This window comes from Clostridium cylindrosporum DSM 605 (genome assembly GCF_001047375.1).
GTDB classification, from domain to species: Bacteria; Bacillota; Clostridia; order Clostridiales; family Caloramatoraceae; genus Clostridium_AB; species Clostridium_AB cylindrosporum.
On the sequence record NZ_LFVU01000006.1, the window covers coordinates 94,381 to 112,723 of the forward strand.

Below are 18,343 nucleotides of genomic sequence, written 5' to 3' on the forward strand. Positions count from 1 at the left end.
GTATAGGTAGCTTTTCTATCTACTTAATTATCTTATCAAATAGATTACTTTCTCTATTAAGGCTTATTTCTGACTTTTTGCTTTCATCTTTAATTTTTAGCACCTTATTATCTACTATGTTATAAGTCAATTTCTTAACTTTCTTATCTTCTACTACTTTTCCTTTTTCTCTTTTCTTTTCTTGATTAAGAGTTATCTTACTATTATCAACTGTATACTTTCCTGAATAAACAGCTTTTTCTTCACCTTTAGCATTATTTTCTACTACTTCATATGTAGAATCAGCATATAGTGAGATTTTATAGTGATCTCCACTATCTTCTTTTCCAGTCCAACTACCAATTAGAAATGCCTTAGCATTCTTTATCTTATCTACTACATCTTCACCGATATCCTTAGCACCTTCCCCTACCTTTTTACTTCCTTCTTTTACATCTTGAACGCCTTTTACTGCACCTTGTTTAACGTCATTAGTCCCTTGATTAACATCATTTTTAATTTTTTCAGCTGTTGTACAAGAAGCTAATATCATACTAGCTGATATTATTCCTACAAGTGCAACTGATAATTTTTTAAATACTTTTGCCACTTTTATCTCTCCTTTAAAATTTAATTTAAAATAAAAAAAGTAAAGAGCATCTAATAAATACTCTTTACTTACTATTTCCATTCTATATGAAATTATACAAAACATTAATTATGTTCTGTAGCACCCATTGATTCTCACATACTCAAAGCTTAAATCGCATCCCCAAGCTGTAGCTTCATATGCACCTTGCTTAAGGTTTACTACTACTGAAACTGTTTTGCTATCAAGAAGCTTTTCAGCTGCATCTTCATCAAAATTAATGCCTACACCTTTTTTTACAATCTGAATACTTTCTGATTCATTTCTAAGGAATACATCTATTATGTCCATATCTATGTTAGCATCTGAGTACCCTAGTGCACAAACTATTCTACCCCAGTTTGCATCATTTCCAAATAAAGCACATTTAAATAGATTAGATGAAACAACTGACTTTGCACATTTTCTAGCATCTTCTAGAGTTAATGCTTCCTTAATTTTAACTTCTAAAAGCTTTGTAGCGCCTTCTCCATCTTTTGCTATAAGCTTTGCAAGTGTTTCATTTACAAATTCAATAGCTTTCTTAAACTCTATATAATCAGCACTTTCTTCACTTATGATTTCTTCATTTTCACATGCCCCATTGGCTAGTATTATAGACATGTCATTTGTACTAGTGTCTCCATCTACTGAAACCATATTATAGGTTGAGGCAACACTTTCCTTAAAAGCCTTGTCTAATAGGTTCTTTGAAATGTTAACATCTGTTGTTATAAATGCAAGCATTGTTGCCATATTCGGATGTATCATTCCTGACCCCTTAGCCATTCCTGCAATTCTAGCTACCTTACCACCTACAGTAAATTCTACTGCTATTTCCTTAGAAAATGTATCCGTTGTAAGAATTGCCTTTGCAGCATTTTCTCCACCATCAGCTGATAGAATCTTTGAAGATTCTTCAATCCCTGGTAGAATCTTATCCATTTCAAGAGGTACCCCTATTATTCCTGTTGATGCAACAAGAACTTCCTCTTTCTTAAGATTTAGGCACTCTGCAACTTTTTCAGTCATTTTAACCGCATCATTATATCCATTTTCACCTGTACAAGCGTTGGCATTTCCACTGTTAACAACTATTGCTTGAATGTTTTCATTATCAATGTTTTGTTGATTCAATGTTACAGGAGCTGCCTTTGCTTTGTTTTGAGTAAATGTTCCTGATGCCTTTGCCTTATATTCACTGTAAATCATGCATAGATCAAGTTTTTTACTTCTTTTTACGCCACTGTATATTCCGTTGGCTAAAAACCCTTTAACATCTGTTATTGTTTTTCCTTCTAAAATTTTCATAAATCCTTCCTCCTACTAAGGTGCCATAGCTAAATTATCTATACCTTCTGCTTCATCAAGTCCAAAAATTATATTCATATTTTGCACAGCCTGACCTGCTGCACCTTTAACCAGATTATCTATAGCTGATATAACAACTATTCTTCCAGTTCTTTCATCTATTTTAAATGATATATCGCATAGATTAGTTCCACGTACCCATCTTGTTTGTGGGAAAGTATCAAGTAATCTTATAAATCTTTCATTACCATATTCTTCTTCATATATAGCTTTAATTTCTTCATGTGTTACATCTTTCTTTAAGAAACCATAACAAGTAGCAAGTATACCTCTATTCATAGGTACTAGGTGAGGAGTAAATGATATTAATACTTCACTACCACATGCCTTTGTAAGTTCCTGTTCAATTTCAGGAGTATGTCTGTGATTCGTTACTCCATATGCCTTATAGTTTTCATTAACTTCACAGAAAAGATTATCTATCTTTCCACTTCTTCCTGCACCACTTGTACCTGAAGCCGCATCTATTATTACCTTTTTCTCATCTACTATTCCATGCTTTATAAGTGGATACATTGCAAGTATACTTGCTGTTGTATAACATCCTGGGTTCGCAATTATACTTGAGTCTTTAATTTTATCCCTATTAATTTCACAAAGTCCATAAACAGCTTCTTCTATTAATTCTGGGTTTTTATGTTCAACATTATACCAAGTTTCATAACTTTTAGCATCATCTATTCTATAGTCAGCACCAAGATCTATTACCTTTACACCTTTTTTATATGCCTTTTCTACTAAATCAAATGCAGTACCATGTGGAAGTGCTAGAAATACAACATCAATTTCATCAAGTTTTTCTATTGCCCCCTCCATTCCTATGCATTTTTGTTGAATAATATTACTGTAATTACCATACAATTCACTTATACAAACACCTACACTACTATGTGCAGATATATACTTCACTTCTACATTCTTGTGATTATTTAATATATAATAAAGCTGTTGACCCGCATAACCTGTAGCTCCTACGATACCTACTTTTATCATATTAACACCCCCATATTATTAATACCATTATATGCTACATAGAATAAATATTCAATAATTATTTATAAATATTTAATTTACTCCTTGTATAATTATAATATATCATTTATAATTATTTGTATAAGACTGTAATAGTTATTTTTGGATATGGAGGTTATATCATGGAAAATGCATTAAACTTTGATTTTAATACATCAAATATAAATAAATACAAAGGAAATACAATAGTTATTAAATTCGGAGGTAGCATCATGAGGTCTGAAGAAGGCAAAGATGCATTTTTCAAAGATGTTGCTTACCTAAAGAAAAATGGTGTAAATATAGTTATTGTACACGGTGGAGGTCCTAACATATCAAATATGCTTGATAAAATTGGATGTACAACTGAATTTATAAACGGACAAAGGGTAACAGATGGACATACTATGGAAATTGTTGAAATGACTCTTTGTGGAAGTGTTAATAAAGAACTTTCTGGTACACTATCTAGCTACTCATTAAACGCCTTAGGAGTTTCAGGACGTGACTGTTCTCTTCTTAAGGCAAAGAAAAAATACTCATATGTTAATGGAGAAAAAATTGATCTTGGTCTAGTAGGTGAAGTTGAATCTGTTAACACTGAATTTTTAAATATGCTTATAGATAAAGACATTATTCCTGTTATTGCACCAATTGGTGTTGATAATGAGGGTAACATATATAATATAAATGCGGATTATGTTGCAGGGGCTGTAAGTTCAGCGTTAAAGGCTGAAAAATTAGTTCTTATGACTGATATTGAAGGGGTTTATCTTGATATAAATGATAAATCATCACTTATTAAGGAAATTACAACAAGTGAAATAAAGGATTATATAAAAAGTGGAGTTATTCAAGGGGGAATGATTCCTAAGATGGAATGTTGTATAGCTGCTATCGAAAACGGAACGAACACTGTTCACTTAGTAGACGGAAGACGTGAACATTCACTATTAACAGATGCTTTTGGTGAAGGCTATACTTCTACATCTATAAAGGGAGGTAACTAATAATGGAAAACGGTTTATTAACTAATAATTATAAAAGATTTGACTTAACTTTTGTTTCAGGTAAAGGACCTTACCTATACACTGATAAAGGAGAAAAATATTTAGACTTTGTTTCAGGTATAGCTGTTAATTGTCTTGGACATTCATCTGATATTATAAAAAATGCATTAACTGCTCAAGCTGAGAAGTTAGTTCACATATCAAACCTATATTGGAGTGATGTTCAAACAGACCTTGCTAGAAAGCTTACTGAACTTTCTTCACTTTCATCTGTATTCTTTTGCAACAGTGGTACAGAATCAATTGAAGCAGCTTTAAAGTTCGCAAGAAAATATGGGAAGTCCTTTGGAAACAATTCAAAGAGTAATATTGTATTTATGAAAAATTCATTCCATGGTAGAACTATGGGAGCTCTTTCTGTAACAGGCCAAGGAAAATACCAAGAAGCATTTGCTCCACTTATAGGAGGAGTTATAGAGTCAGAATTTAATAATATCGAAGATATAAAAAATAAGATAAATGAAGATACATGTGCTGTTATTCTTGAGCCAATTCAAGGTGAAGGTGGAATTATATCCATAGATAAGGATTTCTTATTAGAAGTTAAAACTCTATGCGATAAATACAACGCACTATTAATATTTGATGAGGTTCAATGTGGAATTGCAAGAACAGGTACTTTCTTTACATTTGAAAGCTTTGGAATTACACCTGATATTCTATGTCTTGCTAAGGGACTTGGTGGAGGTTTCCCAATCGGCGCTACAGTAGTTAGTAGTAAGGTTGCAGAAAAATTAGAACCAGGTGATCATGGAAGCACATTTGGAGGAAATCCACTAGCGTGCGCAGTTTCAATGGCTATTATTAACGAGATATTAGATAAAAATATCATTAAAGAAGTCAATGAAAAAGCTAACTATATAGTAGATAAGCTTAACAAGATTAAGGAAAATAATTCTGCTATTAAAGATATTAAGGGAATGGGACTTTTAATAGGAATAGAAGTTGAAAATCCATCTGATGTTGTTTCAAAGGCACTTGAAAATAAATTACTTTTAGTTGGTGCAGGCTCTACTGTTGTTAGACTTTTACCTCCTCTAAATGTAACCTATGAAGAAATTGATGAAGCATTAAGTATTCTTGAAAAATGTTTATAAATATAATTAAAAGACTGCTAACTTTCTAGTTAGCAGTCTTTTTTACAAGGGCGTCAAGTGCAAGTTAAACAGTTTTACTATTTATTCTTGCCTCTTTAAATTCTTTAATTTCCTTCTTTAAAGTAGTAGCTTCTATAAGAGCTTCCATTGCTTGAGTTTTAATACTCTCATTTTTCTTAATTAACACCTTGTTAATTTCATCTGACTCTTTTAGATTTAGCTTTACTTTATTTAATTCTTCCTCTAAACGCTTAGATTCTTTTATCTTAATTTCTAATTCATGACTTAGCTTACTGTTAGTGTCTTCTAAACCTTTTAAGTTTAATGATGAATCTGAACTTTCATTTTTATACTGCTCATATTCCTTACTTAAACACTCATAAGCCTCTTTTAACTTATCATAATTAGCCTTTATCTGAACTTCTCTTTCCCTTGGTATATTGATTTCTTTTTCTAAATCATGTAGTTTCTGTTTTGCTATAAACAATTCGTCTGCAATTGTTAGTGCTGTAAGTACAGCGGCAGATGTATTACTATGCATTGGATTACCCTGAAGAATATCCTTTAACATTCTATCTACATAACTTGCAATAGAATATAAATATGCCTCAGAGCCGTCCCCCCTTAGTGTGTACTCTGCACCATTGATTTTAACTACCACTTTTTCCTTAGTCATACTAAGACACCCTTTCAAATTTGTTTAAGAAGTTATTTTCATGTAGTTATTCTACAAAAATATAACAAACTCCTTTTAAAATTCTAAGTTTATCCTATCTTAATTCCGCTGATAACTTTTCTGATAAAGCTTTTACTACACCATCATGAACTTTATTAACTTCTTCATCCTTTAGAGTCTTATTCTCTCCTCTATATACAAGAGCATATGCAACACTCTTCTTACCACCTGGAATTTGAGCTCCTCTATAAACATCAAATAGCTTAACTTCTTCTAGTATAGCTTTCCCATTTTTCTTAATTATAGCTTCAATCTCACCAACAGTTACATCTTCATTAACAAGCATAGCGATATCTCTTGTTACCGCTGGGAATTTTGGAAGCGCCTTATACTTTTTATCCATCTTTGATGCTTCAAAAATACTTTCTAAATCAAGCTCTGCAAAGAATACTCTATTTTCAAATCCGTAGTTTTCAAGCACATCTGGATGAAGTTCACCAAATGTTCCAACAGGTTTATTTCTAACTAGAAGGTTTGCTGTTTTTCCTGGATGGAATGATGGATTACTGCTTTCTCTTTCGAATGCAAACTTAGGAACTGAAAGCTTTTCAAGTAGAACCTCAACTACTCCCTTTAATTCATAGAAGTCTACATCTCCATACATACCAATAGTAAGCTTTAACTTTTCTTCTGGTAGAGTATCCTCACTTGGTATATATACCTTTGATACTTCGAATAATAATGCCTCCTTATTATCTCTTGCATAGTTTCTTGATAAGGAATCTAGCATACTTGGCATTGTTGTTGTTCTCATTAAACTAAAGTCTTCCCCTAGAGGGTTGCTTATCTTAACACAGTTTCTAAGTGAACTATCTTTTTCTACATTTATAGAGTCAAATACCTTAGGTGCTATAAATGAATATGTTAATGCTTCATAGAATCCAGATGCAATCATTGTTTCCTTAACTAACTTAGTTAATTTTTGCTCTATTGTCCATGCAGCTTCTACTGCTTCACCTTTGATTTTAACTGAAGGTATTTTATCATATCCATATATTCTAACTATTTCTTCAGCTACATCTTCTCTTATTCTAATATCTTGTCTAAATGAAGGTACCTTTATATTTAGAACTTCTTCTCCATCTACTTCCATTCCAAGACTTACAAGTATTTCCTTCATTCTTTCTACACTTATATCTGTTCCAAGGAATCCATTTATCCACTTTGGAGTAACCTCAAGGTTTACATCATCAGTTTTAGTTCCATATACATCTATAACATCACTAATAACTTCACCAGCACCAATTAATTCTATAAGATGGCAAGCTCTATTAATAGCAATTTCACAAAGATTTGGATCAAGATCCTTTTCAAATTTACCTGATGCATCTGTTCTTAATGCAAGCTTCTTTGATGTAAGTCTAACATTTGTTCCATCAAAGTTAGCACTTTCAAGTACTATAACCTGAGTCGCCTCTGTAACCTCTGAGTTCATTCCTCCCATAACACCTGCTATTGCAACGCTTTTTTCTCCATCTGCTATAACAAGCATTGATGAATCTAGTGTTCTTTCTACTTCATCAAGTGTTGTAAATTTCTCAGCATCATTAGCTCTTCTAACTTCAATTTTGCTATCACTAATAAAGTTATAATCAAATGCATGCATAGGTTGACCAAGTTCTATCATAACATAGTTTGTAATATCTACTATATTATTAATTGATCTAACTCCTGCTTCCTCAAGATTTGCCTTTAACCATGCAGGTGATGGTCCAACCTTTACGTTTTTAACCATCTTAGCCATGTATCTTCTACATAAAGAATCTGATACTTTAACATCAAGGTAATGCTTTATAGTATCCTTATCTTCTTTGTAGCTAAGATCAAGCTCTTTTAAAGGCTTCCCAAATGTAGCTGCGGCTTCCCTGGCAATACCATATACTCCAAAGCAATCTGATCTATTAGATGTTATCTCAAAGTCTATAATTCCACCATTTAGACCAAGAACTTCCTTTATATCAGCTCCTATTGGTGTATCCTTATCTAGTATCATTATTCCATGAACTGGCTCATCTACAGGTATAGCTAACTCCTCTTCAGAACAAAGCATACCATTTGATTCAACTCCACGAAGTTTCCCCTTCTTTATGCTAACTCCCCCTGGAAGAGTTGACTTATGCATAGCAACTGGAACTATATCTCCTTCGCTTACATTTTTAGCTCCTGTTACTATTTGAATATTTTCATCTAGTCCTACATTTATTTGACATACAATTAGCTTTTCAGCATCTGGATGTACATCTATCTTTTCTATTTTACCTGTTATAACATTAGAAATTTCTTTACCTGTTTCTATAACCTCTTCTGCCTTAGAACCTGACAGTGTTAATGCATCTGCTACATCATTTATATTTTCATCTAAATCTACATACTCTAACATCCATTTATATGGAACTTTCATAGTAAAAACCTCCTTAGTTAAATTGCTTTAAGAATCTTACATCATTCTCAAATAGTAATCTTATATCATCAATTCCGTACTTAATCATAACTATTCTTTCAAGACCCATTCCAAAGGCAAATCCACTATACTTTTCTGGATCTATATTACCTGCCTTTAATACCTCAGGATGAACCATACCACAGCCAAGGATTTCTATCCATCCTTCCCCTTTACAAACTCTACATCCCTTACCATCACACATAAAGCATGATACATCAACCTCTGCTGATGGCTCTGTAAATGGGAAGTGATGTGGTCTAAATTTAGTTTTTATGTTTTCACCAAAGAATCTTTGTACAAATGTATCTAGTGTTCCCTTAAGATTTGCCATAGTAATATCCTTATCTATAACAAGTCCTTCTATTTGATGGAATATTGGTGAATGTGTTGCATCTACTGCATCTGATCTATAAACCTTACCTGCTGATATCATTCTTATAGCAGGTTTATTTTCCTCCATATATCTAATTTGCATAGGAGAAGTTTGAGTTCTTAAAACCACATTTTCATTAATATAAAATGTATCCTGTTCATCTCTTGCTGGATGGTTCTTTGGAATATTTAATGCCTCAAAGTTATAATAATCCTTTTCAACTTCAGGTCCATCTGTAATTGCAAACCCCATACCAAAGAATATTTCCTTTATTTCATCAAGAACCTTATTTATAGGATGCATTCCTCCAAGTTCACGTCTTTTTCCTGGCATTGTTATATCTATTATTTCACTTTGTAATCTCTCATTTTTTTCTTTATTCTTAATAGATTTTAACGCTACTTCAAGTTCTGCCTCTATTTCTTCTCTAACTTCATTGGCTATTTTACCAACAATAGGTCTTTCCTCTGCTGATAATTTACCCATACCTCTTAATATTCCTGTAAGTAATCCCTTTTTCCCAAGGTACTTAACACGTATTTCCTCTATACTTTGACTATTCTCAGAGGCTTTAATATCTACTATTGCATCGTTTTTTATTTGATTTAACTGATCCTTCATAAAGATAGTCTCCTTTCTTAATTATGTATACTTTTTTTTAAAAATAAAAAAAGCCCTCATCCCGGTAAGGGACGAAGGCTGTATTCTCCGTGGTACCACCCTAATTGGTATATATAATACCCACTTAAAGCAATTATAACGATTTTCACCGCCCTAACCTACTAAAAATTCAGATAGGGGACTCCAGAGGGAAACTTCAAAAGGTCCTTCTGCCGATAAGCTCTCAGTCTATGACTTATCTTTCCTGTACAGGGTATCTTCCTAATGGCCTCTTTCAACGCCGTATATTCTAATTCATACCATACAATTGTATCACAAATTAGATATATGTCAATTATCTCTATTTTTTATAAATCCTTTGTCTTAAAGCCTCGTATACTATAACAGAGTTTGCTACTCCAACATTTAAGGATTCCGCTTCACCCTCCATAGGTATTATAATAAGGTCAGTTGCAAGTGATAGATTCTCATCACTTACACCATTTGCTTCATTACCTAGTATAACCGCTGTCTTATTTGAAAAGTTATATTCATATAAAGACTTTTTACCTTGAAGGCTTGTGGCTAATATTTTATAACCATTATTTAAAAGAATATTAGATGTATTACTAAAGTTATCAGCACTAACTATTGGTATATGAAATATGGACCCCATGGTAGACCTTAACACCTTAGGATTATAAACATCAACTGTTCCCTTAAGAATAATGATTCCAGATACACCCGCTGCATCACATGTTCTTATTATTGTACCTAAGTTTCCAGGGTCTTGAACACCATCTACAATAACTAATAAATCTCCCATTATTTCTTCAATAACATGATCCTTTTTAGTACATATAGCAACTACTCCCTGAGGAGATTCTGTATCGCATATATCCCTTAAAATAGAATCCTGTACCTCAAATGAATCTACATCTGATTCCAAAACTCTTTCATAACCATTTGTAGAATATATCATATTACTATATAAAACATACTCCGCAGATCCATTTTCAATAGCTGCTTCAACAAATCTAATCCCTTCAGCTAAAAAAAGTCCTTCTATTTCTCTATACTTTTTCTTTTTAAGCTTTTGCGCTTTCTTTACTAACTTATTGTCCTTTGATATCATATTTATCTTCCTATTCGCTGTATTCTTCAATATCCTTAAGTGACTCAGTTCCTCCAATTACAACTAAAATATCTCCCTTTTTAATGTATTCATCAGCTTCTGGAGAAATATTAATGTCATTTCCTCTTTTTATTGCCATAACATTTATTCCAAACCTACTTCTGATATTTAGATCCTTAAGAGATTTTCCAACCCACTTATTAATAGCTGTTACTTCCATTATGCTATAATCCGGAGAAAGCTCTATATAATCTAGTATGTTAGATGAGCACAGGTTATGTGCAACCCTAACTCCCATATCACGTTCTGGGAACACTACTCTATCAGCACCTATTTTATACAGAACCTTAGCATGAACCTCATTATGAGCTTTTGCTATTACATATTTTACTCCAAGTTCTTTTACAAGAAGTGTTGCCATTATACTCGCCTGTACATCTGAGCCTATAGTAATTACAGCAACATCAAAGTTTCTAAGTCCAAGGGCCCTTAGAACACTTTCATCAGTTGAGTCAGCTTGTACTGCATGTGTAACATCCTGAGAAACTTCCTGCACTACCTCTTCATCAACATCTACTGCTAAAACTTCATTTCCAAGTGAATAAAGTGTTTTGGCAATACTTGTTCCAAATCTCCCAAGTCCTATAATAACATATTGTTTTGAAGTCATAATCTATCCTCCTTAAACTTAACCAACTAAAATCTTATCCTCTGGATATTTTATAGTTGTATTTGTTGTTTTTTGTTTATATGCAAATGCTAATACAAGGGTTAGAGGCCCAAGTCTTCCTGCATACATGGTAATTATTATTGCTATTTTTCCTATTGGAGTAAGTGTTGGAGTAAGTCCAAGAGTTAGCCCAACTGTACCAAAGGCTGATGTTGCTTCATATAGGAACTGAATAAATGTCCCCTTTTCTGTAATAGATAAAATCATTGTAACAACTATTACAAGCATAAAACTTATAAGTGTTATAGACACGGCTCTATAAACAGAATACTTATTTATTCTCTTTCTGAATATTTCAGTATCATCACGTCCATTAATAATACACATTATAGTCATAAAAAGAATCATCATTGTAGTTGTTTTGATTCCCCCTCCTGTAGAACCAGGAGATGCACCTATAAACATTAAAATTATAGTTAAAAATTGTCCTGCAATTGTCATATCCCCAGTTGAAATTGTATTAGCACCTGCGGTTCTCGGAGTTACTGATGCAAATATACTTGCTACAATTTTATCTATAATTGATAGATTTCCCATTGTTTTAGGATTATTGTATTCAAAAGCAAACATAAGTACTGCACCTAATATAATAAGAAATGCAGTTGTTATTATTACAACCTTTGTATGTAATGTATATTTTCTCCTTCTTTTATGACCAATAACCTCTGCTATTACAAGGAATCCTATACCTCCAAGTACTATAAGAGCTGCAACAGTTAAACTGACTATAGAATTTGTCACATACCCTGTGTAACCTTTAAAATCGCCAAGCAGATCAAATCCTGCATTACAAAATGATGATATAGAATGGAATATACCATAATAAATAGAAGTTCCTATACTATAATCTTTTAAAAACTGTGTAGTAAGTATTATAGCTCCTATACCTTCTATAGTAAGAGTAATAATCAGTATATAGATAACAAGTTTCACAATCCCTTGTATGCTAAATGCATTATATGCTTCTTGTATAATAAGTCTCTCTTTTAAACTAACTCTTTTCCCAAGAATTATAGCAATAAGTGTTGAAAATGTCATAAACCCAAGACCACCGATTTGTATAAGTGATATTATAACTACTTGACCAAAAGTGCTCCAATGTGTTCCCGTATCTACAACTACAAGTCCCGTAACACAAGTAGCTGATGTTGCGGTGAATAGGGCATCTAAAAAGGAAGTTACATCTCCATTTCTAGATGAAATTGGAAGGGTTAAAAGTATAGCTCCTAATAAAATTAGCGCAGCAAATCCTAGTGCTAATATCTGAACAGGCCTAAGCTTAAAAAATTTATAATTATTTTCTTTACTTTTCAAGAACATTTACTTGCTCCTCCTAATTGCTTTTAAGTATTAAAGGTGCTATATGGCACTATAGGTTTTATTATAAGTTCTAGTATTCCAATATAAAAAATCTTATTACACTGACTATAACAGTTATTCTATCACTGCAAGTATCTATTATCAAGTATAGTATATATTAGCATATTAATAAGAGATTTAGGGTACAAAAAAGACCTGATAAAATCAGGTCTTAATAAACTATGCGTTTAGCTTTGATTTTGCAACTTCTGCTAGTTCAGCAAATGCAGCTGCATCATTAATAGCTATTTCTGAAAGCATCTTTCTGTTGATATCAACTCCTGCAATCTTAAGCCCGTTTATCATCTTTGAGTATGATAAACCGTTAACTCTAGCTGCAGCATTGATTCTTGCGATCCAAAGTCTTCTGTAATCTCTCTTCTTTAGCTTTCTACCAATATATGCTTGGCTTAGTGCCTTCATAACTGCTTGCTTAGCTATTTTATATAACTTGCTTTTCGCACCGTAATATCCTTTTGCTAGTTTTAATACTTTTCTACGTCTCTTATGTGAATGAACTGCTCTTTTCACTCTTGCCATTAGTGTTCCCTCCTTTTCTTACTATCTATTTTATACGTAAGGTAATAATTTTCTTACAATCTTAAGTTCAGCTACGTTTACGTATGTTCCTTTTCTAAGCTTTCTTTTTCTCTTAGATGACTTCTTGTTAAGAATGTGTCTCTTAAAAGCATGAGCTCTCTTGAACTTACCACTCGCTGTTTTCTTGTATCTCTTTGCTGCACCTCTATGAGTTTTCATTTTTGGCATTTTAGTTTCCTCCTCTCTTAGTTACGCCTTCTTAGGAGCCAATATCATTATCATATTTCTCCCTTCCAGCTTAGCTGGCTTTTCTATTACACCCACTTCTGATACCGTTTCAAAAAACTTCTTAAGAAGCTCTGCACCGAAGTGAGAATGTTCTGCTTCTCTTCCTCTAAATCTAACTGTAACTTTAACTTTATCTCCATCTTTAAGGAACTTTGCAGCATTCTTAGCCTTAACTGCTAAATCATTTGCTTCAATAGTCGGGCTAACACGAATTTCCTTCATATTAACAGTTTTTTGTTTTTTTCTAGCTTCTTTGTCTCTTTTTTGTTGTTCGTATAGGTACTTTCCGTAGTCCATAACCTTAACTACAGGTGGTTTAGCCTGTGGTGCAATCAATACTAAGTCTAGTTGCTTTCCTTCAGCAATTTCTAGTGCTTCCCTTGATGACATGAAGCCAATTGCTTCTCCATCTGGTCCTAGTACTCTGACTTCCTTTTCACGAATCTCTTCATTGATTAAATTTTCTTTACTAATGGTATCCACCTCCAGAAATTTAAAACCATATAACAAATAATGCGGATGGAATTCTCCACCCGCAATATATATACACAAATTAGTAATATATCATAATTATTAACCCTACAACCCTAATTAGAGTAAGGTGAGAAACGGATGGTTTCTTCTTTTCACTTCTAACATTGTAACAAGTAACCCTTGTTATTGTCAACTTTTTTTAATTTTATAATTTTATCATTAATTATTATTGGTTAATTGTTCTATTTAGTATTTCTTCCTTAATAGATGCTATAAATTCATCTACTGAAACTGCTCCCATATCTCCCTTAACTCTTGAACGAACTGAAAGGTTTCCTGCTTCTACTTCCTTGTCTCCAAGTATAATCATATATGGAGACTTTTGAAGTTGTGCTTCTCTAATCTTATAGCCTATTTTTTCATTTCTTGTGTCTACTTCTACTCTTATATCATTGTCTAATAGCTTTGCTTCAAGATTTTTAGCATATTCATTTGCTCTATCTGTTACAGGAAGAATCTTTACTTGTACAGGTGCAAGCCATGTTGGGAATGCCCCTGCAAAATGCTCTATTAGTATTCCTATAAATCTTTCTATACTTCCAAATACAACTCTGTGTACCATAACTGGTCTATGCTTTTCTCCATCTTCGCCAATGTAATTTAGATCAAATCTTTCAGGTAATTGGAAATCTAGCTGTATAGTTCCACATTGCCATGTTCTTCCTAAACAATCTTTTAGCTTAAAGTCAATCTTAGGTCCATAGAATGCTCCATCCCCTTCATTTATCTTATATGAAAGTCCAGCAGCATCAAGTGCATCTGAAAGACCATTTGTAGCAGCTTCCCAGTCTTCATCGCTTCCCATTGAGCTTTCTGGTCTTGTTGAAAGTTCAACATTATATTCAAAACCAAAAGTTTTATACACTGTGTCAATTAGGTTTATAACTCCTAGTACTTCATCTTTTATTTGTGACTTAGTCATAAATATATGAGCATCATCTTGAGTAAATGTTCTAACTCTCATAAGTCCATGTAGAGCTCCTGATATTTCATGTCTATGAACAAGTCCAAGTTCCCCCATTTTCACTGGAAGGTCTCTGTAACTGTGCATTCCGCTTTTATATACTAAAATGCTTCCTGGACAATTCATTGGTTTTACAGCATAATCCGCTCCATCAATTTTAGTAAAGTACATGTTGTCTTTATAGTGATCCCAGTGTCCTGAAGTATGCCAAAGTTCTTCACTTAATATAATTGGAGTTTTGATTTCATTATATTTGTTTTTAGCATGAATCTTTCTCCAGAAGTTTTCTAGCTCATTTCTCACTACCATTCCCTTTGGATGGAAAAATGGGAATCCAGGTCCTGCTTCATTCATACTAAATAAATCAAGTTCTTTACCTAGTTTTCTATGATCTCTTTTCTTAGCTTCTTCAAGCATATTTAGATATTCTTCAAGCTCACTTTTCTTTAGGAATGAAGTTCCATATACTCTTTGAAGCATCTTATTCTTTTCGTCACCTCTCCAATATGCACCAGCAATTGAAAGAAGTTTTATAGCCTTAACTTTTCCAGTAGATGCTACATGAGGGCCTGCACAAAGATCAGTAAATTCACCTTGCTTGTAGAATGAGATAATCTCATCCTCTGGAAGGTCTTCAATAAGTTCTACTTTGTATATTTCACCTTGATTCTTAAAGAATTCAATGGCTTCATTTCTACTCATTTCAAATCTTTCAAGTTCTAGATCTTCCTTAACGATCTTTGCCATTTCCTTTTCAATCTTATCAAGTATTTCCGGTGTTATAGCAAAATCAGCATCAAAATCATAGTAGTATCCATTATCTATAGCTGGTCCAATTGCAAGCTTTACCTCTGGATAAAGTCTTTTAACTGCTTGAGCCAATATATGTGCACTTGTATGTCTTAATGCTCCCATTCCTTCTTCACTATCAGCTGTTAAAAGTTCTATTTCACAATCTGATGTAATTTCAGTATTAAGATCAACCACCTTTGAATTTACTTTAGCTGCAAGTGAAGCTCTAAATAGACCCATGCTTATGCTTTTTGCAACATCAGCAGCAGTTATCTTGCCATCAAATTCTAATACTTTTCCATCTTTTAAAGTAACTTTAATCATATCTCTTCTCCTTATCTTGTAAATTAAACAAAAAATAAAACTCCCGTCCTGAAAAACAGGGACGAGAGATAAATTCCCGCGGTTCCACCCAGATTGGCATAAACCCACTTAAAGCTTTAACGCAGCAAACGCTGTTCCCTATAAGTTAAAAGTAACTTCTTCAAGACAGAACTCATGGGTGGTTTTCAATTAGCCTAGCTAAGAAAGTCTTTCAGCCAAGGACTTTCCTCTCTTATAACCGGTCCTAAAATACTCTTCCCAATCACAGTTTTTATAATACTGACTGCATTATATCATATAAGTATTTTAATGTCTATATTTGTATTTACATAAATAATCCTACAAGTTCTTTACATTTATCACATCCACTACAAAGTATCATTCTATCACCAAAAATATTTATTAAGGTATCAATAGATTCTTTAAAGTTGATATTTTCAAAACCATGGATTACTATTTTTAAAGGTGAGGATGTTATAAGAGCGCTTATTAGTATGTCTTCCCTATGAGACATATTACCACTTGTATCTAATCCAAAATCCTCAAAAAATTCATCTGTAATATCTAAATCATCCTCGTTTGTTATTTGGTATTTGCTATCATCTTTTATAAATATGTTAACAATCTCATATTTACTTTCTTGAATATCCACGAAATATTTTAGAAGTTTTATAAACTCACTATATTCTCTTTCTAAAACATAATCTTCAACTACCTTATCTACAATAACGTTTAACTCTGACATTATGTTTTTAAGTCTAAACCTTACAAAGCCTTCTATATTTATTTCTTGATTATTATCTAAATAGTCTTGAATTTTTTTAATAACTGAGTTTTTACAACTTATACTTGATATAAGTCCTCCAGCTATAAATGTGCCTGATCCCGACATTAGTGAATTACATCTTTTTATTATTTCTGTTTTTTCTTTATTTTCAAGATAATAATAACTATCTTTTACGATTTTCTTAATTATTTTCTCTTCATATTCACTTGATATAAACTCATATATAATGTTTGATGCATATGCATAAAAAAACTCTTTACATTCATTAAAGAATGTAATATTTTCTTCTGTATCCTTAAGTATGCACTTTATATAATTAACTTGACCTACCGCGCTTTCAACAATAGCAGCATCAACTCTTTTTTCTTTTAAATATGAGCATAACTGAGTAAATTTATAGTACATGTCATTTCTAGTGTTCGTATATCCTATAGACAGGAGAAGCAACATTATCACTCCCTTCAAGAATAGTATGTGTGCTCCATAAAATGATATTCAGGAAAAAACCGGAGATTATATACCATTATATTCTTTTAGTGGTATTAATGTCCCTAAATCAATTAATTTATTTTTACTTAAAGACATAGGTTTTACTCTATGCTTTTTAAGAAATTCATTAATTTCATTAGCGTCTTTATGTAGTGATATATTCCCATAAAATCCTAACTCTAAAGATGAAATCTTTCCTGAAGCCCCTCCTATAAAACCATAATTCATATCAAATAAGTCAATGAATCCAGGTGATATTAACAGAGACTCTTTTTTCTCCTTAATTAATATAGTATGAATTCCAGGATCAGATGTTACAAATACTCCAGAAGAAACTATTAATGTTGAACACTTAGTATACCCTTGCTTAACATTTATTATTCTTTTACCTTTTTGAACAAGCTTATCTATAAGAGTAGTATCAGTAAACTTTTCATTACAAATAACACAATCCTCATCTATACAAACATTATATTGCACATCTAGGGGATATTTATTTGTAAGTTCACTTTTCCCTTGAATTATATTAAAACCATTATCCTCAAGTTTATATACAAAATCTTCTGATATGTTTCTAGCAACTACTATATCACTACCGCCTATATGACACATCATAATATCAGGATGATAGGAAATAGAATTATATAAAGCCCCAATTTTTTTAGTTTTTATAATTTTTATCTTTTTATAAAGTAAAGCTTTTTCTATATCCCTAGGTATTCTCCCATCTACTACTGCAAGTGAAACTTTATTCTCTGGCAAGTTAGGTACTCTCACAATTTTTTCCACATAATCATCTCCAAAGTCTAATTTATTAACATAAACACTTATAAATTTACATATAAAAAAACCTTGAAGTTAACTTCAAGGTTTTTTGGAGGCGACACCCAGATTTGAACTGGGGAATAAAGGTTTTGCAGACCTCTGCCTTACCACTTGGCTATGTCGCCATATGAAATTGGAGCGGAAGACGAGATTCGAACTCGCGACGTTCACCTTGGCAAGGTGACGCTCTACCACTGAGCCACTCCCGCATAAATGGTGCCTCGAGCCGGAATCGAACCAGCGACACGGGGATTTTCAGTCCCCTGCT

At 32.7% G+C, this 18,343-nt stretch carries 17 protein-coding genes, 2 tRNA genes and 3 other annotated features; of the genes, 2 read left to right on the forward strand and 17 right to left on the reverse strand.

Features of this window, described 5'->3' with window-relative positions; genetic code table 11:
• Positions 1–19: 19 nt before the first annotated feature.
• The 3 genes from CLCY_RS04025 to argC form a co-directional block, all read right to left on the reverse strand.
• Positions 20–589, reverse strand: a complete 570-nt coding sequence (locus CLCY_RS04025) for a DUF3994 domain-containing protein (RefSeq protein ID WP_048569858.1) — start codon at positions 587–589, stop codon at positions 20–22.
• A gap of 108 nt (positions 590–697) precedes the next feature.
• On the reverse strand, positions 698–1,918 hold the full coding sequence (gene argJ, locus CLCY_RS04030; protein WP_048569859.1) for a bifunctional glutamate N-acetyltransferase/amino-acid acetyltransferase ArgJ: 1,221 nt from the start codon (positions 1,916–1,918) through the stop codon (positions 698–700).
• A 15-nt stretch (positions 1,919–1,933) separates the two neighbouring features.
• On the reverse strand, positions 1,934–2,971 hold the full coding sequence (gene argC / locus CLCY_RS04035; protein ID WP_048569860.1) for an N-acetyl-gamma-glutamyl-phosphate reductase: 1,038 nt from the start codon (positions 2,969–2,971) through the stop codon (positions 1,934–1,936).
• Positions 2,972–3,132: 161 nt separating this feature from the next.
• Here argC and argB point away from each other — a divergent pair, with 161 nt between their 5' ends.
• Both argB and CLCY_RS04045 read left to right on the forward strand, forming a co-directional pair.
• Positions 3,133–3,999, forward strand: coding sequence for an acetylglutamate kinase (argB, locus tag CLCY_RS04040; protein WP_048569861.1), 867 nt, complete (start codon positions 3,133–3,135; stop codon positions 3,997–3,999).
• Positions 4,000–4,001: 2 nt separating this feature from the next.
• On the forward strand, positions 4,002–5,156 hold the full coding sequence (locus CLCY_RS04045; RefSeq protein WP_048569862.1) for an aspartate aminotransferase family protein: 1,155 nt from the start codon (positions 4,002–4,004) through the stop codon (positions 5,154–5,156).
• 64 nt (positions 5,157–5,220) lie between these two features.
• Here the strand turns inward: CLCY_RS04045 and CLCY_RS13305 are convergent, their stop codons facing one another.
• The 14 genes from CLCY_RS13305 to CLCY_RS04115 form a co-directional block, all read right to left on the reverse strand.
• Positions 5,221–5,832 (reverse strand): cell division protein ZapA, encoded by a 612-nt coding sequence (locus CLCY_RS13305; RefSeq protein ID WP_053083255.1) that lies wholly within the window; start codon positions 5,830–5,832, stop codon positions 5,221–5,223.
• 94 nt (positions 5,833–5,926) lie between these two features.
• Positions 5,927–8,293 carry a phenylalanine--tRNA ligase subunit beta gene (gene pheT / locus CLCY_RS04055; RefSeq protein WP_048569863.1) on the reverse strand — a complete coding sequence of 789 codons (2,367 nt, stop codon included), beginning with the start codon at positions 8,291–8,293 and terminating at the stop codon, positions 5,927–5,929.
• Positions 8,294–8,306: 13 nt separating this feature from the next.
• Complete coding sequence (gene pheS, locus CLCY_RS04060; protein WP_048569864.1) at positions 8,307–9,329, reverse strand: phenylalanine--tRNA ligase subunit alpha; 1,023 nt, start codon at positions 9,327–9,329, stop codon at positions 8,307–8,309.
• Between the two features lie 64 nt (positions 9,330–9,393).
• Positions 9,394–9,616 (reverse strand) — a binding site (T-box leader).
• Positions 9,617–9,669: 53 nt separating this feature from the next.
• Positions 9,670–10,443: a TrmH family RNA methyltransferase gene (locus CLCY_RS04065; protein WP_048569865.1), complete on the reverse strand. Its 774-nt coding sequence runs from the start codon at positions 10,441–10,443 to the stop codon at positions 9,670–9,672.
• Between the two features lie 10 nt (positions 10,444–10,453).
• Positions 10,454–11,113: a potassium channel family protein gene (locus CLCY_RS04070; protein ID WP_048569866.1), complete on the reverse strand. Its 660-nt coding sequence runs from the start codon at positions 11,111–11,113 to the stop codon at positions 10,454–10,456.
• A gap of 18 nt (positions 11,114–11,131) precedes the next feature.
• Entirely contained in the window at positions 11,132–12,493 is a 1,362-nt protein-coding gene (locus CLCY_RS04075) for a TrkH family potassium uptake protein (RefSeq protein WP_048569867.1), read from the reverse strand.
• Between the two features lie 219 nt (positions 12,494–12,712).
• Complete coding sequence (gene rplT, locus CLCY_RS04080) at positions 12,713–13,072, reverse strand: 50S ribosomal protein L20 (protein WP_048569868.1); 360 nt, start codon at positions 13,070–13,072, stop codon at positions 12,713–12,715.
• A 30-nt stretch (positions 13,073–13,102) separates the two neighbouring features.
• On the reverse strand, positions 13,103–13,300 hold the full coding sequence (gene rpmI / locus CLCY_RS04085; RefSeq protein WP_048569869.1) for a 50S ribosomal protein L35: 198 nt from the start codon (positions 13,298–13,300) through the stop codon (positions 13,103–13,105).
• 21 nt (positions 13,301–13,321) lie between these two features.
• The gene (gene infC, locus CLCY_RS04090) at positions 13,322–13,843 is read right to left on the reverse strand and encodes a translation initiation factor IF-3 (RefSeq protein ID WP_053083257.1); all 522 of its coding nucleotides are present in this window, start codon (positions 13,841–13,843) and stop codon (positions 13,322–13,324) included.
• Positions 13,844–13,861: 18 nt separating this feature from the next.
• Positions 13,862–13,991 (reverse strand) — a sequence feature (ribosomal protein L20 leader region).
• A 69-nt stretch (positions 13,992–14,060) separates the two neighbouring features.
• Positions 14,061–15,974, reverse strand: a complete 1,914-nt coding sequence (gene thrS, locus CLCY_RS04095; protein ID WP_048569871.1) for a threonine--tRNA ligase — start codon at positions 15,972–15,974, stop codon at positions 14,061–14,063.
• 54 nt (positions 15,975–16,028) lie between these two features.
• Positions 16,029–16,249, reverse strand: a binding site (T-box leader).
• Between the two features lie 50 nt (positions 16,250–16,299).
• Positions 16,300–17,211 (reverse strand): putative sporulation protein YtxC, encoded by a 912-nt coding sequence (gene ytxC / locus CLCY_RS04100; protein WP_082141700.1) that lies wholly within the window; start codon positions 17,209–17,211, stop codon positions 16,300–16,302.
• A gap of 63 nt (positions 17,212–17,274) precedes the next feature.
• Positions 17,275–18,039: a DUF6873 family GME fold protein gene (locus tag CLCY_RS04105; RefSeq protein WP_048569873.1), complete on the reverse strand. Its 765-nt coding sequence runs from the start codon at positions 18,037–18,039 to the stop codon at positions 17,275–17,277.
• 86 nt (positions 18,040–18,125) lie between these two features.
• A tRNA-Cys gene (locus CLCY_RS04110) sits at positions 18,126–18,200 on the reverse strand.
• A gap of 9 nt (positions 18,201–18,209) precedes the next feature.
• Positions 18,210–18,284 (reverse strand) — tRNA-Gly (locus CLCY_RS04115).
• Positions 18,285–18,343: the final 59 nt, after the last annotated feature.

What these genes read in the sequence shown, in the direction of transcription:
- CLCY_RS04065 (WP_048569865.1), bottom strand. Translation starts at nt 10,443, where the DNA reads ATGATATCAAAGGACAATAAGTTAGTAAAGAAAGCGCAAAAGCTTAAA.
- rplT (WP_048569868.1), bottom strand. Translation starts at nt 13,072, where the DNA reads ATGGCAAGAGTGAAAAGAGCAGTTCATTCACATAAGAGACGTAGAAAA.
- argB (WP_048569861.1), top strand. Translation starts at nt 3,133, where the DNA reads ATGGAAAATGCATTAAACTTTGATTTTAATACATCAAATATAAATAAA.
- pheS (WP_048569864.1), bottom strand. Translation starts at nt 9,329, where the DNA reads ATGAAGGATCAGTTAAATCAAATAAAAAACGATGCAATAGTAGATATT.
- CLCY_RS04045 (WP_048569862.1), top strand. Translation starts at nt 4,002, where the DNA reads ATGGAAAACGGTTTATTAACTAATAATTATAAAAGATTTGACTTAACT.
- CLCY_RS04070 (WP_048569866.1), bottom strand. Translation starts at nt 11,113, where the DNA reads ATGACTTCAAAACAATATGTTATTATAGGACTTGGGAGATTTGGAACA.
- argJ (WP_048569859.1), bottom strand. Translation starts at nt 1,918, where the DNA reads ATGAAAATTTTAGAAGGAAAAACAATAACAGATGTTAAAGGGTTTTTA.
- CLCY_RS13305 (WP_053083255.1), bottom strand. Translation starts at nt 5,832, where the DNA reads ATGACTAAGGAAAAAGTGGTAGTTAAAATCAATGGTGCAGAGTACACA.
- ytxC (WP_082141700.1), bottom strand. Translation starts at nt 17,211, where the DNA reads ATGTTGCTTCTCCTGTCTATAGGATATACGAACACTAGAAATGACATG.
- CLCY_RS04075 (WP_048569867.1), bottom strand. Translation starts at nt 12,493, where the DNA reads ATGTTCTTGAAAAGTAAAGAAAATAATTATAAATTTTTTAAGCTTAGG.
- thrS (WP_048569871.1), bottom strand. Translation starts at nt 15,974, where the DNA reads ATGATTAAAGTTACTTTAAAAGATGGAAAAGTATTAGAATTTGATGGC.
- argC (WP_048569860.1), bottom strand. Translation starts at nt 2,971, where the DNA reads ATGATAAAAGTAGGTATCGTAGGAGCTACAGGTTATGCGGGTCAACAG.
- rpmI (WP_048569869.1), bottom strand. Translation starts at nt 13,300, where the DNA reads ATGCCAAAAATGAAAACTCATAGAGGTGCAGCAAAGAGATACAAGAAA.
- pheT (WP_048569863.1), bottom strand. Translation starts at nt 8,293, where the DNA reads ATGAAAGTTCCATATAAATGGATGTTAGAGTATGTAGATTTAGATGAA.